The sequence below is a fragment of the Terriglobia bacterium genome, assembly GCA_020073085.1.
In the GTDB taxonomy this organism is placed as follows: Bacteria; Acidobacteriota; Terriglobia; order JAIQFV01; family JAIQFV01; genus JAIQFV01.
This window is the reverse complement of record JAIQFV010000014.1, coordinates 50,995-67,231: the sequence shown is the minus strand read 5'-3', so window position 1 is coordinate 67,231 and position 16,237 is coordinate 50,995. Positions and strand designations below refer to the sequence as shown.

At 56.2% G+C, this 16,237-nt stretch carries 15 protein-coding genes; 4 read left to right on the top strand and 11 right to left on the bottom strand.

Annotation, left to right across the window (positions count from 1 at the left end):
* Positions 1–162: 162 nt before the first annotated feature.
* The 3 genes from LAO21_15285 to LAO21_15275 form a co-directional block, all read right to left on the bottom strand.
* A complete protein-coding gene (locus LAO21_15285; GenBank protein MBZ5554078.1) occupies positions 163–714 on the bottom strand; it encodes a hypothetical protein in 552 nt (183 codons plus the stop codon).
* A 109-nt stretch (positions 715–823) separates the two neighbouring features.
* The gene (locus LAO21_15280; protein MBZ5554077.1) at positions 824–1,336 is read right to left on the bottom strand and encodes a hypothetical protein; all 513 of its coding nucleotides are present in this window, start codon (positions 1,334–1,336) and stop codon (positions 824–826) included.
* Between the two features lie 76 nt (positions 1,337–1,412).
* Positions 1,413–1,925, bottom strand: a complete 513-nt coding sequence (locus LAO21_15275; GenBank protein MBZ5554076.1) for a hypothetical protein — start codon at positions 1,923–1,925, stop codon at positions 1,413–1,415.
* Between the two features lie 626 nt (positions 1,926–2,551).
* Between LAO21_15275 and LAO21_15270 the strand changes: the two genes are divergently transcribed.
* A complete protein-coding gene (locus tag LAO21_15270; GenBank protein MBZ5554075.1) occupies positions 2,552–3,523 on the top strand; it encodes a hypothetical protein in 972 nt (323 codons plus the stop codon).
* Between the two features lie 151 nt (positions 3,524–3,674).
* The gene (locus LAO21_15265; protein ID MBZ5554074.1) at positions 3,675–4,532 is read left to right on the top strand and encodes an ABC transporter substrate-binding protein; all 858 of its coding nucleotides are present in this window, start codon (positions 3,675–3,677) and stop codon (positions 4,530–4,532) included.
* Positions 4,533–4,782: 250 nt separating this feature from the next.
* Here the strand turns inward: LAO21_15265 and LAO21_15260 are convergent, their stop codons facing one another.
* From LAO21_15260 to LAO21_15235, 6 genes are all read right to left on the bottom strand, one after another.
* The gene (locus tag LAO21_15260; protein MBZ5554073.1) at positions 4,783–5,559 is read right to left on the bottom strand and encodes a thiazole synthase; all 777 of its coding nucleotides are present in this window, start codon (positions 5,557–5,559) and stop codon (positions 4,783–4,785) included.
* Between the two features lie 221 nt (positions 5,560–5,780).
* Entirely contained in the window at positions 5,781–6,962 is a 1,182-nt protein-coding gene (locus tag LAO21_15255) for a c-type cytochrome (GenBank protein ID MBZ5554072.1), read from the bottom strand.
* Positions 6,963–7,103: 141 nt separating this feature from the next.
* Positions 7,104–7,871, bottom strand: coding sequence for a LytTR family DNA-binding domain-containing protein (locus LAO21_15250; protein ID MBZ5554071.1), 768 nt, complete (start codon positions 7,869–7,871; stop codon positions 7,104–7,106).
* Positions 7,846–8,997, bottom strand: coding sequence for a histidine kinase (locus LAO21_15245; protein ID MBZ5554070.1), 1,152 nt, complete (start codon positions 8,995–8,997; stop codon positions 7,846–7,848). The genes LAO21_15250 and LAO21_15245 overlap by 26 nt, the downstream gene beginning before the upstream one ends.
* A 121-nt stretch (positions 8,998–9,118) precedes the next feature.
* Positions 9,119–9,652, bottom strand: coding sequence for a GNAT family N-acetyltransferase (locus LAO21_15240; GenBank protein MBZ5554069.1), 534 nt, complete (start codon positions 9,650–9,652; stop codon positions 9,119–9,121).
* Positions 9,653–9,743: 91 nt separating this feature from the next.
* Positions 9,744–10,514 carry a class I SAM-dependent methyltransferase gene (locus LAO21_15235; GenBank protein MBZ5554068.1) on the bottom strand — a complete coding sequence of 257 codons (771 nt, stop codon included), beginning with the start codon at positions 10,512–10,514 and terminating at the stop codon, positions 9,744–9,746.
* Between the two features lie 463 nt (positions 10,515–10,977).
* On the opposite strand from LAO21_15235, the gene LAO21_15230 reads away from it, so the two are divergent.
* Positions 10,978–11,841 (top strand): hypothetical protein, encoded by an 864-nt coding sequence (locus tag LAO21_15230; protein MBZ5554067.1) that lies wholly within the window; start codon positions 10,978–10,980, stop codon positions 11,839–11,841.
* A gap of 139 nt (positions 11,842–11,980) precedes the next feature.
* On the opposite strand, the gene LAO21_15225 is transcribed toward LAO21_15230, so the two are convergent.
* Complete coding sequence (locus LAO21_15225) at positions 11,981–12,409, bottom strand: hypothetical protein (protein ID MBZ5554066.1); 429 nt, start codon at positions 12,407–12,409, stop codon at positions 11,981–11,983.
* 896 nt (positions 12,410–13,305) lie between these two features.
* Here LAO21_15225 and LAO21_15220 point away from each other — a divergent pair.
* Positions 13,306–15,078, top strand: a complete 1,773-nt coding sequence (locus tag LAO21_15220) for a GAF domain-containing protein (GenBank protein MBZ5554065.1) — start codon at positions 13,306–13,308, stop codon at positions 15,076–15,078.
* 93 nt (positions 15,079–15,171) lie between these two features.
* Here the strand turns inward: LAO21_15220 and LAO21_15215 are convergent, their stop codons facing one another.
* Positions 15,172–16,137 carry an MBL fold metallo-hydrolase gene (locus tag LAO21_15215; protein ID MBZ5554064.1) on the bottom strand — a complete coding sequence of 322 codons (966 nt, stop codon included), beginning with the start codon at positions 16,135–16,137 and terminating at the stop codon, positions 15,172–15,174.
* Positions 16,138–16,237 lie beyond the last annotated feature (100 nt).

The following is a 16,237-nucleotide window of genomic DNA, read 5'->3' as shown; positions in this document are numbered from 1 at the left end:
AGTAAGGGACTGGGAAAAGCGCGTTTAGATTAAGTCAATATGGGGTTGTCGAATGGCGACAAGGAATAAGGATCAGAGAGGACCGGGATCCCCCACAGAAAACCGCGAGACACCCAATCCAATCGGATCTCTCGAACCCAAGGACAACTCCGGGGAATCCGTTTACGGATTTGCCGCGGTGACCGTGAGCGATTGGGAATAGGACCCCGTGTTGTAACTCCAGTCATTCACGAGTGTGAAGTTAACATTGCAGGTATAACTACCAAATCCAAGGAACCCGGTATAGCCACTCCCGTTGAGGATATGTTGCGGGCTCGATTTACTGGCTGTCCCCCCCATGCAAGTACATCCCCCGGAGCAGCTGCCGCTGGCCCGCGAAGCGGTCCAGCGCATATTGGAAATTGGAATCACGCTTCTCCCGTCGGAGTTTAAGAGATCGCCGCCAGCCAGGCTTGTGACCGACCAGGTCCCATTGCCCCAGGAAGCGGTGACTTGCACCTGCACGATCGCGCTCGCCGAGATACTGGGGAAGTTAGTAGGATTTTGATCCGCGAAACTAATCGAACTGGGATTCACGTTCAGAGACAAGGTCTGGGCTTGGGAAAGTGGACTCGCAATCAGCAGGGCGATCGCGATCACCATTCCCGCGATCGTCTGCTGCTTGAACCTGCCCATCCCCTTTGGTTCTGGCTTGTTCTGCCTATCGGGTCTCATGGGCGTCTTCCTCTCAGGCGCGCATCTCTTAAGAGTGATAGATGGAGCAGCGGGAGCGTTTCTGCAATCGTCCCGCTGCTGTCTCTATCGAAGCCAGCCGCAGCCGCCTTTATGGGGCGGTCAATGTATAGGTAACCGTTGCTGTGTAAGCGCCGGTATTGTAGGTCCAGCTATTGGCCAGGAAAAAATTGAACGTCCCGCCGAACAATCCACTGCCGTTAGCGAAGGTCGCGGCACTTTGCGGCGTTGCCTTGTTCATGGTCCCGGCGATAAAAGGCGCGCCGGAGGCGGTCCAACTGACATTGCTGATCGGAATGGTGTCCGTGCCTGCGGTCAAATCTGCAGCGGAGGTAACTGTTAGCGTTGCTGCAGTCGCTCTCCCAGTACGGATCCTCGCGGTCACAGCCACGGGGTTATCTGCAGGAACGGAAGCGGTCGTGGTCGGACTCGCGTCTGCAAAGTTGATCGTCGTCGGCGCCAGCACTAACTCGGCCCGGGCCGCAACGGTCGCGTTGATTGTGAGGGTGGCTGGGCTCGATGCGGCAAAAACTGAGGAGCTGATGAACAGGACCATCAACGCCACCGCCCCGAAGCTCAACAAGGTCTTATAAGATTGTTTCATGATGTCCTCCGAGATTCGTTTGGTTAAGATCATTCCGATTCAAATCCGGCCGCCGGTAAAACCTGGAAGATATCTTTTATGGAGCGGTCAATGTATAAGTCACTGTCGCGGCATAAGCGCCGACGTTATAATTCCAGCTATTGGCCAACGTGAAAGTGTATGTCCCGCTATAAGAACCGCTGCCTGCGCTGAACGTCGCACCACTTTGCGCGGAGGTATGGCTCATGGTCCCCGCAATAAACGGCAACGCTGACGCTGTCCAAGTGACGGCTGTAATCGGAATGGTATCCGTCCCTGAGGTGAGATCGGTGCCAGCCAGAGCCGTCAGAGTTGCTGTCGATGCTTTTGCAGTGCGCACATTCGCCGTCACGGTGACCGGGGAATTGGCCGTGATGCTCGGCGTGGTCGCCGGACTGGCGTCGGCAAAACTGATCGTCGCCGGAGCCAGCGTTAATTCCGCCCGGGCGGCCACCGTGGCATTGATGGTCAGGGTTTGAGTGACGTTTGCGGCGAAGGTCGAAGTTCCCATCAAGAGGACCAGTGCCACAACTGCAGTGCAAGTCAAAAGAGCTTTCCAATTGTTTTTCATTTCATTTTCCTTTCCCAGTTTATGGGTCACTGGTAGACCGGATTTATGAGAGGAACTATGAATCAACCTTCTTGTTGATCCCGTCTTCATTTGCTTCTGCCGCTTCATCGTCATTCCCTTTCGCATCGTACATGTCATTTTTTACATCAGACACTTAACAAAAATATTTCAAAGGTGTGTCAGAATTGTGACGAGCCCCATAGGTCTTGTTTCCGGGACCAGAGATGAGCACACGTTGATTCCTCCAATAAAATCAACAGAGACTCATTGGCAAATGGGGTGCCAAAAGACCAAGTCATACAATTTGTGACGATTGACGAACGGCGGGGATCTTTTGCGGTTAACGGTTTTCGTTATTCATAACGGTAATTGTCAAATTTGTAACGGAAAGAATATTTACGCCGGGGAGAGTTTTTCCGCGTTATCCTCTTCCAAGAAGGGATTCGAATCCGGTACATCAAGCGCAGTACATGATATCCAATGCGGGAAGCTTTTTTGTTGTAGGATGGTGATGGTGGCAGGCTCGTGCTAGTAAGTCGTTTTTTAGAAGTCATGCAGGGCGAGGCGACTCATCCTCCTCTACTCATGCACTCAAACCGAACTCAACTGTATTTGAAGGATGGCCCATGAAGTTTCTCTTCTATCATAGCGGGATCAATCCATCGCACACCATGGTGGTTGATGGCGTTGAGGAATGTCGTGTTAATCTCAGTCATTGGCCCAACAACCAGACTCCTGAACATCTGAAGGCCGACACCTCCACAGAGATTGCGCTTAATCTCGCCGTCGACCCTTACGCTGATCGCCTTTTCGAGAACATCGAATTTGTCAGCAATAATCATTTCGACACCGACGGACTGCTGTCCTGCTGGACCGCGATGCATCCTCATGCGGCGCTTCCTCACAAGGAGTTCTTGATCCGCGCTGCTGAAGCGGGAGATTTCGGCTGGTTTACCACTCCCGCGGCCGTTCAGTTCGATCTGGTCGTTTCCGCCTTTGAAGATCCTCAACGTTCCCCTTTAAGGGCACATTTTATAAAGCTCGATGAAACGCAGAAGTACCAACTGATTTATGAAACCCTGCTGGGCGAACTCCCGGGTCTTTTTAATACCTTTCAGACTCGTTACCGGGAACTGTATGAGGAGGAATTTGCCAGGCTCGCCGCGGCGCGAAGCGCCCTGGCGGGGGGAGCGGCCACCCTTCATGAGTACCCGGAGGCCGGCCTCTCGGTGATGGAAGCGCGTGAAGTATTTCCATTGACGTCGCGCTTCAATGCGTGCCGGCACGACCGGCTATTAACCTTTCTGGAAGGTGAGGACGGGTTGCGCTGCGAGTTCTTTTATCATATCGTCACCTGGTTTGAAACCAAGACCCTCTCCAAGCGACCGCGAATTGACCTGGCACCCCTTGTGAACCGATTGAATGGAAGGGAGGACCGGACCGACGCGCGATGGCGATTCGACTCCCTCGCCGTCCTTTACCCCCGTCTTGCCCTGACTGACGACCAGGGAATCCTGCTTCCCTCCCGCCTTTCCAAGGAACTCATCCTCAGTCAATTTCTGGAATTCTTTGAGAACGCAGAGAGCCCTCCGCGTTAGAGAAGACCCTGCTCAAACAAGACTGGCCCACAGACTCCATAGTTTTCTCAAATGGCAAACTATTCGTTATAATGCATTCCTCTCTTTTTCATTCTGGACATTGTTCTTTGCACCAGCGAGGTCGGTTCGCATTTCCATTCCTGAGGTCGTTATGACGAAACCTTCACCTTCGAGCAACCCGGTCGATATCCACATCGCGCACAGCCCGGATTCCGATGATGCCTTCATGTTCTATGCACTCGCCACCGACAAGCTTCCCACCGGAAATCTGAGGTTTCATCACACCCTGGGCGATATCGAAACCCTGAACTCGAAAGCCCTGGAGGGCATCTACGAAGTCACCGCCATCTCCTTTTCGGCATACCCGCATATTGCAGACCGTTACGCCTTGCTGCCACACGGTTCTTCAATGGGCGAGCGATACGGGCCTTTGGTCGTCGCCAGCAAGGCTTTCCCGCCCGAGGACATCAAGGGAAAACGCATCGCCATTCCCGGCCTGATGACAACCGCGTTCCTCGCTCTAAAGCTTTACGAACCCGATTTTGAGCACGTGGTCGTCCCGTTCGACAAGATCATTGATGCCGTCAAGCATGGATTGGTGGAGGGGGGCCTGCTCATCCACGAAGGTCAGCTCACCCACGCCCGGGAAGGGCTTCACAAGATCCTGGATCTGGGCGAATGGTGGTACGACCGCCACCAACTTCCCCTCCCCCTGGGCGGCAACGCCATTCGAAAAGATTTGGGTTTGGAAACGATTCGGGAGGTTTCCCGCTTGCTGAAAGCCTCGATTCAGTACGCGCTCGACCACCGCGATGAGGCCTTGACTTATGCCATGCAGTTCGCCCGGGATATGAGTAAGGAGCTGGCGGATAAGTTCGTGGGGATGTATGTGAACGACCTGACTCTCGACTATGGCAAGGACGGCCGGCGGGCCGTTCAGTTGCTCCTCAACGAGGGCTTCAAAAAGAAGATCCTCCCCAAGCGTGTCCGCGTGGAGTTTGTGGGGTGAGAAAATCAGTTGTCAGTTCTCAGTTCCCAGTTGCCAGTGAGCAGAAGGGTCGATTTATTTGACAATCCTCTGTTGCTTGCGGACCCCCTGGTTAAGGCCTTCCGATGCATGACCCATCAGAAATCTAGAAAACCAAGAGCGGTCAGATGACTGGTCATTGCAGTCATCTATTCTCTGAGCTGTTAAATCTGAGAACTGACAACTGAGCACTGGCAACTGGGCACTGGCAACTGAGAACCGACAACTTCCCTTACCGCACCACACCCGCCAGCGGGCTGGAGGCCGTCGCATACAGCTTCTTCTCGATCCGACCTGCCAGATAGGCCTGTCGGCCGGCGATCACCCCATGTTTCATCGCCTCGGCCATCAGGACTGCATCCTGGGCGCAGGCAATTCCCGTATTCATCAGCACGGCATCCGCACCGAGTTCCATGGCAAGGGCCGCGTCGCTCGCCGTTCCGACGCCGGCGTCCACGATAAGAGGCACCCCGCTAATCATCTCGCGCATGATCCGGATGTTGGTGGGGTTTTGGATGCCCATGCCACTGCCGATGGGCGCGCCGAGCGGCATGACCGCGGAAGCCCCCGCGTCGATAAGCCGCTTGGCGATGATGAGATCGTCGTTGGTGTAAGGCAGGACCACAAACCCTTCCTTCACCAGAATTCGGGTCGCCTCAATCAGCCCCATCACATCGGGGAACAGGGTCTTCTCGTCGCCGATGACTTCCAGTTTCACCCAGTGGGAAAGGCCTGCTTCCCGCCCCAGGCGCGCCGTTCGAACCGCTTCGTCCACGGTGTAGCACCCGGCCGTGTTCGGAAGAATGAACATCCGGTCGCGGTCGATATAGTCGAGCAGCGACTCCTTGGAACGGTCACTCAGATTCACGCGGCGCACGGCCACCGTGACCATATCGGCCCCGCTGGCTTCGTGGGCGCGCTTCATTTCCGGAAAACTCCGGTATTTCCCCGTGCCCACAATGAGGCGCGAGTGAAATGTCTTTCCTGCAATCACCAGGTCGTCATTCATGAGAAGTCTCCTTGGACCAATCCCAACAAGAGCTACGCCTTTGCGCTTTGACTCGTTCGATCGAACGGGAATTCAACCTCCATCATAAATCCCACCTGTGCAAAATGCAATTTACATATCCCGCCCCTCGGCGGTGCTTTCCCCGCGGTGAGCCGCTCATTCACGGCCGATTTTGTCAGGCGTCCCTTTTGAGCGGCTCCGAGATGCAACGCCAGCTCTTCCTACTCGGATGAGCCCGTTTTCTTCTCGACAGCCGGCTGATCAAACTTGCCGTCGTCGAGGGGCTGGTTGAATTTGATTTCAGTGAGTTTCTCGGTCTGAACGAGGGTCGGCCCGGTCGTCCGGACTGTAAACGGCTGTTTGATCCCCTCTACATCCCGGTAATCTTCATAATCGGTTTGGCTGGGGAGCAGGCCGAGCGGGGTTTCATTGAAGATGATCCTCCGGAGCAGGAGCCCGCTCTGGACGTCAAAAAGCATTTTCTCCTGAACCCCATCGACTCCCGTGGCTTCCATCACGTAAGCTTCGTGGCCGTCGATCGTTTCCTTCTCGCGCAGTGATCTCTTGGGATACAGCTCTTTGAAGCGGGTCTCTTCATTGAACTCCGCTCTTCGCTTGAGTTGCGCCAGGTCCGATCCGGTGAGCGGGTGGACTGTTTCATTGCTCTTGACCCAACCAACCCGTCCGTTGAATCCCCGATAAATCGTCCCGTTCGGAGTGGTGAGCGTCCACAGCACCTTATTGGGAGCTACGGCGGAGACCTCCATCGGCAGCAATTTTCCATTGGAAAACTGTATTGATCCCTGAAGCACCGTCGTCTTGATCTTCGCCAAGGCGTCCGCACCCCCCAGGGCCCGGACATAATTGTCGATGACCTGATCTGTCGTCGGCAGGGATTCCGGCGGGTTCGAGTTGGCCGCCCTCGGATTCCACGACACCAGAATGCCCCCCTTGAGAGGAGGAATGGGCAAAGGCCGCGATCTCCCCTGGTGACAGCTGGTGCAGTTAACCACGAGCTTTCCTTCAAAATTTGCGCCATTGATTTCGCGCATCATCAGGATCATTTTGCGAGCGGTCTGCTTGGTCTTCTTGTCGTCCTTTTCCATCGGCCAATTGCCGCGCTCGGCGGTGACATGGCAATAATCGCAACCCACCCCCAGGGAAGCTGAGATGAATTGCATGGCCCCGATCAACTGGGATGCGGGCAGGTCCTTGAACACCTGGATGTTTTTATACTGCTGTGCCGCCGTCTTCTCCTGCGACGCTGCGGGCTTGTCCTGCTCTGCCATCGACCCGGAACCCCGAGGCAGGGCCAGGCCGGGACCATGGGGGCCCGGTTTCATGGATAGCACGGTGGCGAGCACAACAAGACTGAACGACCGAACGAGATGGGTCTTGGTCATCGCGACGAGTGTCCCCTTTCAAGCGTGTAATGAGATATGACGGGAATCTACCATCTAGGCCCGCGGGCGGCAACCGATTTGGGATGGATTGCTGATTATCGGGGATCGTCGAGCGGAAGAGTGTGATGAACACCAGGAGCTTCAACGCCCCTTCCGCAAATGTTCATCCAGTCTCCCGCGATAGGCACGACTCAGCGTCAACTGACGCCCGCCGTGCAGAACGACGGCATATTCCCCATGAAACAGCGGGCGGAATTCCTTGACCCGCTCGATGTTGGCGATGGTGGACCGATGAATGCGCAGGAATTGACTGGGATCGAGCTGACGTTCGAACCGTCCCATGGTCTCGCGAAGAAGATGGGATTCCTTCCCGACGTGAAGCCGGAGATAGTTCCCCGCCGACTCAACCCAGTCGATTTCGTCTGCCTTCAGGAAGAAAATCCGGCCGGCGTCTTTCACAACCAGCCGGTCCAGAAATTTCCGGGTCCCCTTCACCTCCTCCAGCAACTCCATTAAGCGGTCATTGAGATCCCCATTCCTCTGCCGCTCGATCTGGGTGCGCGCGCGCTGAAGAGACTTCTGAAAGCGGGGCCGGTCAAACGGCTTCAAAAGGTAGTCGAGCGCGTGCACCTCGAAGGCCTTCAGCGCATATTGATCATAGGCCGTCACGAAAATCACCACGGGCATGTGCCGCGGGCCGACCGCTTCCAAGACGTCCAACCCGTTCAGTCCGGGCATCTGAACATCCAGGAAAAGCAAGTCGGGTGCGAGTTCCAAAATCTTCTGGACGGCGTCACGGCCATTGGCGCATTCCCCGGCAATCTCGAACTCCGGTTGGCCCCGGAGCAAGTCGCGGATCCTTTCGCGGGCCAGCACTTCATCATCAACGATCAGGACTCGAATCCTCATCAGGATGCACCTTTTGTCCGCCCTGGGACTCCGCGCGGAATGGAATCATCAACCTCACCACGAGCCCGCCGTTGGATGAGTTGAAGAGGTCGAACTGGTGCGCGGCGCCATAGAGTTGCTGCAACCGCGTCCGGGTGTTTCCCAGACCGATCCCCTCCTTCACGTTCTCGCCCACCTCTCCGGTGAGTCCGGATCCATCGTCACGCACTTCGAGCCGCAGCCGGCCGTCTTCCCGTCTCGCCCGAACTTCAACCCGGCCGGTCGATGAACGCTGTGCGATTCCATGCCGAATGGCGTTTTCAACCAGGGGTTGTAGAATCAGGTTGGGAACCATCGCATCCAGGGTCAGCGGGTCTACCTCCAACCGCACCTCCAGCCGGTCCTGAAAGCGTTGTTGTTCAATATCGAGGTATCGCTCGAGAAATTCCAGCTCCTGTCTTAAAGGGACCTCTTGCACGCCGACATTATCCAGGGTCAGCCGCAACAGATCGCTGAGACGTGCGATCATGCGGTCGGCCACTTCCGGGTCCTTGTGAACCAGTGCCGAAATGGCATGCAGGGTATTGAACAGGAAATGAGGATGGAGTTGCATTTTGAGCGCCTGGAGTTGGGCCTGGGCCAGCTGGCCCTCCAGACGCGAGGCCTTCAGCTCTCCTTCCCGGTACCGGCGGTAGTAATCCAAGGCATGGACCGCAAACAGGATCATCCAATAGATGAAAAAATCATTGCTGAAGTATAAGGAAAAAAGTGAATTGAAAAGTCGGCTGAAGAACAGGAAGGGCTTCCCCGAGGCAGCGTCCACCGTGGAGAAAACGAGGATCGGAAGCGCTTGATGCAAAAAGGAGAAAATTATTCCGGCCGCAAGATGCGTCGCAAGATTCCGAAGCAACCGCTTTCGTTCGATCCGGAAATGTCGGGCCAGCCAGGTGATGAACGGGGAAAGGACCGCCCACGAGTACCAGATGACCAGGGCGCCCGGGAGAATTCGGGCAAACCGGGTGGGATGATTGGAACGCGCGTAGATGAGAAAGGTTTGTCCGGCATAGAAGACGCCCAGGAAGGTCCACCCGAGAAGAATCAGGGTCCATTTCACCCAGCGGCGCCGTCCGATCGTTTCACTGTTCATTCAATGTTGGTCCGCTGCCGCGTCCGCCGTCGATGACCCGGAGGGGTGCCATCAAGCCCCTCCACTCGACCGTCTGAGTGCGGTCATCTTCGAGGCGGAGGCTTATCGATCATCCCGCGGTTCATCTCGTTTTTGCATAGCAATAACAATCCCGCGGCTCGTCGCTTCGGTTCGGAAGCATGATCCATCGGCGCAGGATGCCTTCCCGGGACATCCCTGCCTTTTCCAGCACACGGGCTGAGGGCTGATTCTCCAAATCACACACCGCCCAGACTCGATAAATACCATCCTGCTTCAGGCCCCACTCGATGATCGGCCTGATCGCTTCAGCCGTATACCCGTTTCCCCAAAAAAGCTTCGCCAGCGCGTACCCCAAATTTATGGCGTGTCCTTCAACTCGGATCTCCACCGTCCCCAGCAGCCGGTCGTCCTCTTTCCGTATGATAGCCCATGGATAGGCCGAGCCCTCCTTCCACGCGATACAGCATCGTCTCAGAAATTCCCGGGTCTCATCGATGTGCCGGTGGGGCCGCCACACAAGGTATCGCGTCACTTCGGGATCCTGCGCATACTCCTCGAATATTGCATTGGCGTCCTCCAGCACGAGCTGTCGCAGTCGCAGCCGGGCAGTTTCGATGACTTCCGGTGGTTTCATCTTCATCCCAAAAAAGGAACTGCTCCCCATCTTTCCAACCCCCTGGCGCAAAGGGCGAACAGGGGGCGCGAAGATCCGACCCAAGCGCGCGTCACTTTGCCTCCCTCGGCAATTGTCCGTAGTACACCCTCGTGTCGTACTCGAAAATGACCTTACCGAGGATCTGCTGCTCCCTGAAGATTGTGACAAGCTCATTCATCATCGGCTCAAAATTCGGATGTCCGCTCTCGGGTGCATAGGAAGACGAGAGGACACGGCCCTTCAAACTTTCGAAATCAAATACCTGCTGGTTTTTGAGGACTTGATATTTGAAGTTCGTGGAGCCGAAGAAAGAGCAAAGCACTTCGCTGTCGACCTGCTTATGGTCAACCTCCTTGTAATCGATGGAATAGGTGAGCAACAGCTTCTCATAAGCTTGAAGAAATGGCGTGGTGTCGGTCCGCCTGTCATTCCACACGAGGACGACCCATCCCTGAGGCTTCAAGATGCGGCCAAACTCCTCCCCTGATTTTGTGCGATCAAACCAGTGAAAAGCCTGACCGGAAGTGACAAAATCGACGCTGTGAGGTGCCAGGGTGGTGGCTTCGGCAGACCCGTCGACACTCACAAAGTTTGCATAGTCCTTCAAAAATCTCTCGCCCGCTTCCCGCATTTCCCGGTTTGGCTCAACCCCGTAAACCCGGTTTCCACTCTTCAGGAATAATTCCGCCAGAATTCCTGTTCCTGAACCGATATCCGCAATCGCCAGCCCAGGAGCCAGGTTGCACTCCTTGCGGAGGATTTCGACAATCCGTTCCGGATAGCCGGGGCGGTACCGGGCGTAATTCTCAACCCGGGTCGAAAAACGCAGTCTTGGGTCCATCATTCCCGATTGTTGAAAGTACTCTTTTGGATTTGATCTATCTTCGCCAAAACATTATGACAGCAACGGCCTTCAAGAGTCCACCCTCGCTTCCTGAACCTGGAAAATCCCTTTTCAGCACCTTCCGAAACCACTCCTGGATCAAGGCGATCGAAGGTTGGAGTTGTTGCTTCCTCACTTTTCCGGAGGCGAGCCCAATGGACACCAAACCCTCTGAAACAATCTCAGCACTCCAAAGACCTGCTGTTGTTCCTCGATCCCAATCCCAGAATAGACTATCAGTCAGCCTGCTCTACGTCCTGGAGTGTTTTTCTTGTTCACATCAGCGGAAGAATGCTCTACCATACGGGGGTCGTTGTTATCATACCCCGCTTACCACACTCAAAGGTTTCCAGCCGTGGATTCAGCAAGAGCCCTTTCATTCGAAAATAGCAAGAGTCGCCCTAAAGGAGGAGCTCAGAAAATGACTGCGCAAAAGAAATCGTTCCTTGGACTGGCGCTTTTCTTCGTCGCTTTGATGGCCTATCCGGTCTCCACCGTCTCAAAGGATCCCAAACTGGACCCCCAGGATCTGGTCGCTCGTAGTCTCAAGTCCGTGGGAGCCCCGGAAAAGCTGGCGGCCCGGAAAACATGCATCGCCGAAGGGAACGGGACTGTGAGGGTTCGGACCGGGGGTAGCGGCTCCATGTTGGGTCAGACCGTGTTTATTTCAGACGGCAACAAACTCCGATACGACATGAAGTTCGAGTCCAAAGATTATCCGGAGGAGGTCTTTTCCTTTGACGGACAGAATGTCCAAATCGGCTACATCCGACCCGGCAAACGATCAAGGCTCGGGGATTTCCTCTACCTCTACAATGGAATTATTAAAGAAGGTTTGATGGGTGGGGTCCTCTCAACTGCATGGCCCCTGACACAGTTGGACCAGCGGGGTCCGAAACTGCAATACCGGGGTCTTGCGAAAGTCGAGGGAAAACAAGCGCATGAGCTCCGGTATCAGATGAAAAAGGGGGATAGCAATCTCAACGTCTTCCTCTACTTCGAGCCCGACACCTTTCGTCACATCGCCACGATCTACCGGATCATCCAGCCTGCCCCGCTGGCGAGCCGGCCTGAACTCTCTTCAAGCCAGACCGAAAACCGCCTCGAATTGCTGGAAGTGTTTGAGGATTTCCGCGAGGAAGATGGACTGACCCTCCCCCATCGTTGGACCATCCACTACACGGCTGAAGTGGGACAGTCAACATTCTTCGGGGAATGGGAGACGGTTCTTGAAAAGATCACATTCAATCAGCCCATCGACCCCAAGAGCTTCGTAGTGCAGTGAGGGGGCACCGGAAGTCCGCTTCTTCCTGCTTTCTTCAGCGGCCGAGCGAAACCGAGTGAGGGAATCCAGGACTGAAAATCGACAGTTCGCGACTCTTGGAATCTATCGAGGCTACTTGCCGGGTACGAAGTATTGGAATTCAAGGCGGCTGTTGTCTGTTCGCAGCCCGACGGGTCCAGTCAGCTTGCCACATGACATAGAGGAGGTTGCACGGATCCTGGGCGCGAAGCTTCAGTCCAAACTGTCGGCACATCTCGCCCGAACCCAGGGGCGAGCTCCCTGCAGTGGGACCCAGATACTTGAAATGCACCTCCGCAATCGGTGATATTGCAGAGGGCACCACCGCCCGCATCTTCGGACTCGAAACAGACAGGTCGCCATTGGGCAGCACATCGATCGCTCCCTCTGTCACCTGGAATCCTGCAAGGGGCACACTCTTTAGCTGCAGAGGATCCGGGCTTTTCGCGCTCGTCCATCCGGGTTCAAATGTGGTGAATAAGATCATCGCCATGGCAACCAGCAGTCGCTTCGGATGGCCTGTCCTTGACGCGCAAGAAAGCCAAATCATTTTTTGTCCTCCAAGCGGGTGCCGCAGGCATGCGTTTTTTGCATGCCTGCGTCTGCCACTACCCTGAAGACCACCTGTGGGCACCGTCCGACGGGGGATCCTCGGCTTGCCTCGCCGAGCGGACAGGAGGGTGGGTGCCGCAGGCATGCGCTTCTTTGCATGCCTGCGTGTGCCAGAATCCTAAAGACCACCTGTGGGCGCGGTCCGACCATGGATGATTGGGGCCAGAAGATGATTGGGTCCAGGTCTTTCCAGTCTCCATTTCAGCGACATGAGATACGTTGCGCAGAGTTTCCCCTCTGGCAATCATCATCGACCGCCCCCCCCTCGTTCGAGAGGGTCCATGGCCAGGCCGTTGAGGTTCGTCCGGAAAGGGGCATGCTATCAGATCATCACACCATGGGATTCAGGGAGGCGGGACAGGGTTGGTGACATTCCGTGTCACCCACCGTCGGTTCGAAGAGTGGATGTAATCCGCCCCGGGCAGACGGGACGTCTGCCCCACAGGATCAAGGCCATCTCTTGAAGGTGCTTTCGTCGTGCCCGTAAGGAGGACCTTGCCGGCAAAAGCATCGGGTCCTGGACCTGCCTGATCTGCATTTCCCTTCAAGACTGTGCAGACTCTCGAGAATCCAGACCGGCTTTCGGATCGACCAAAAGAGATTTACGTTGATTCAATCTTCCTGCTCGCCTTACAATGCCGTTACAGCGCCGCGGAAGAAGGAGGTGGCTCGCAACCTTCTTTGGTGCGCTCAGGCCCGGCACAAAAAACACATGGTACCAATGAGCAGGGAAATCCCCAGAGGATAAAGGCATCCATCCCGAGGGTGGTCTTGGAACCCGGAGGGATTGAATAAGCTCCGGCAATCGACTCAGGCCCCATTCGCGGCGTCAACATGGACAAGAGTCCAGCCCCAAAGAAACCAACCGTCGACCTCTCGCAGGCCCTGGGCGAAGTCAGCCGCGTCGTGTTGTCCACGCTCGATTACGACAGCATCTTCCGGATCACCGCCGACAGTCTGCGGTTCGCCCTCGGCTACGTGCACGTCGCGCTGTTTACCGTGGATTCCCAGCAGAAGATGATTTTTCTGCGGGCTCAATCCGGTGATGTGGCCACCCCGATTCCCCGCAACTATCAGACCGGATTCAGCCAGGGTGTCCTGGGCCTGGTGGTCCGGACCAAGCAACTCAAAATTGTCATTGCCGAGGAACGCAACCGTAAAACCTCCCTGCTGCACACCAACGCGACGGAGATCACGGTTCCGATTATTGTCGGCGGGAATGTCGACGCCCTGCTCCTCCTGGCAGCCCCGCCGGGGGTTGTTCCCTCAGATCCCGAGATTGAGGCGCTCGAACGGCTGGGCGAGCACCTCGGAGTGGCCATCGGGAACGCGGTCATTCATTCCTCGTTACGTTCGCACGACCGCGCCTTGACGACCCTGCTCCATGCCAACCGGGATCTGTTCAACGTGATGGACCGCGAGGAGATACTGCGGAAGCTGGTCGGCTACCTGTTCGATGCCATCCCGGACTGCCGGATCGCCGTGGTGGAATTGCAGCACCGATCCTCGACCCCGCAACTTGAAGACAAGGAAACCGCCCGGATTCGACGGTTCTTCTCCCCGGAGGCGCTGAAACGAAACCAGGCGGAAGAGGAAGTCCTGGCAACCCGCGCGCTGGTCGAGCTGAATGAAGCCGTACGGACTCAGCATGTTTGTGTCCTGTCCTCGTCTTCGAGTCGTGTCCTTCCCCGTCATGTCGCCGAAGAGATCCATGCCGCCGGGTCCTCCCCTTATTTGATCGCTCCTCTCATCCCTCAGGACCAGGCCCTCGCCTTTGTGGTGGTCCACCGGATGGGACTGAATGCCTCCTTTGCGGCCCACGAGGTGGAACTGGCTGAAGCCCTGTCCAATTTGATTTCCTTGTGGCTACGCAATGCCTTGTTGATTGAGGAACTCAAGAATGTGAACCAGGAACTGGCCAAGAGCAACGAGTTGAAAACGAACCTGATGTCGATCCTGTCTCACGACGTCAAGTCCCCGCTGCACGGGATCCACGGATTCGCGGAGCTCATGCAGGAGGCGGCCCCCGCGGATCCCAGCCTGATGCAGGCCACTCAAATCATCATGGGAAATGTCCGCCGCATTGTTGCCATTATTGATGACACGATGGCCGTGTCGCGGATTGAAGGCGGAGAGATTACCCTGAACGTCGGCCCCCTCCCCATTGAGAGCCTCATTGACGAACAGATCGCCGCCCACGCCCACCAGTCTCCCATCGAACGACAGGTCGCTCCCAATCTTCCGCCGGTCATGGGCGACAAGCTGCGCGTAATGGAGATCCTGGAAAACTTCGTCAGCAATGCCATCAAATACACCCGCGAAGGCAACTCCATTGCCTTGGCCGCGCAGCCTACCGAGGCGGGCGATGAGGTCGAGATTACGGTGACGGATCGGGGAATGGGCATTTCGGCGGAGGAGCTGCCGAAACTGTTCTCCCGTTATTACCGCGTTCGCAACGAGCAGACACGAACCATTGAAGGGACCGGGCTTGGACTCTACATCGTCAAATTACTGGTCGAAGCGCACGGAGGGCGGGTTTGGGTGGACAGCACACTGGGCGAGGGCAGCCGGTTCCATTTCACGCTTCCCATCGTAAAGACGGCGTAAAGACCTCTTGGGGGGCTATTCCATGATGCCGCTGCTCGACGTGCGAAACGGTTCGACCTCTGCCGCTGGTTGAGATGAAGTCCAGACGCCGGGCTACGGATTGACTGCCTCAATCACTCGCATCCCATCCCTTTGAATCCATCGGACCAGCGAACGATCTTCCAGTAGATCGACGTGTGCAAACACTTCTGAGAGGGCCAGAAACATTCCGTCTTCGCGTACTTCCGGAAAAAGATCTCTGACGAGCGTCCAGAGAGGTTTTGGCTGATCGTGGAGCAGCGCAAGAACCCGGCTTTGCCGTTCTTCATGATGTCGCATCATCTTCGCAAACAGGGGCGAAAATTCGTCCACATCATCCCCGTGTCCTGAACACACGAGTTGCGGGCCGAGCTGACGAAGCTTTTCCAACGACGCCAGGTAGTTTTTCAGGCTGGGATAGCGCCTGCCGGGATCGAGCGGATCCTCATCGAGAATCGGGTTGGGGGTAATCCGCTTGATCACGGTGTCAGCAGCAATCACCAGGCGACGATCCTTAGAGTAAAGGCAAATACTGCCTGGCGTGTGTCCCGGCGTAAAGATCACTTCAAAAACCACGTCACCACATTGAAGGGGGTCTCCCTCCCGGAGCGGCGTGTATTCCGCGATCGGTTTTGCCACGCTGTGGATGAATTGGAGGCCCTCCGCAAAGAGATCGATGATCCGGCGCGGAACCGCCGCTTCCTCGTACAGACGCAGGTAAAAATCCTGATGGGTCCGGTGCTGAAAATGGGGGCTGTCAAAATCCGACGCCAGCACCCGGGCTCCCGACTCAGCCGCCAGCAAAGACGCTTGCCCGTAATGATCGGGATGTCCGTGGGTGATGAAGATTTGGCGGACGTCCCGCAACCGGAGGGACCTTTCGCGCAGACCCGACGCGACGGCCGCGTAGGCCTCCGGGGTATGGGGCCCGGCGTCGATCAGCGAAACCTCGGGCTCCGTGATGAGATAGACATTGACCGGCCCCACATGGAAGGGCGTGGGAACCACGATCTTGTAGAGCGGAAGGTTCAGCAATTGCATTCTAAAATTTGAAGGGCGGACCCTCTACCGCTCCGCCATCCTCTCCGTCCTGTGCCCAGGCCCGCTCCCTGCGCGTCCATCGGCCGCCTTCTGCAAAAAC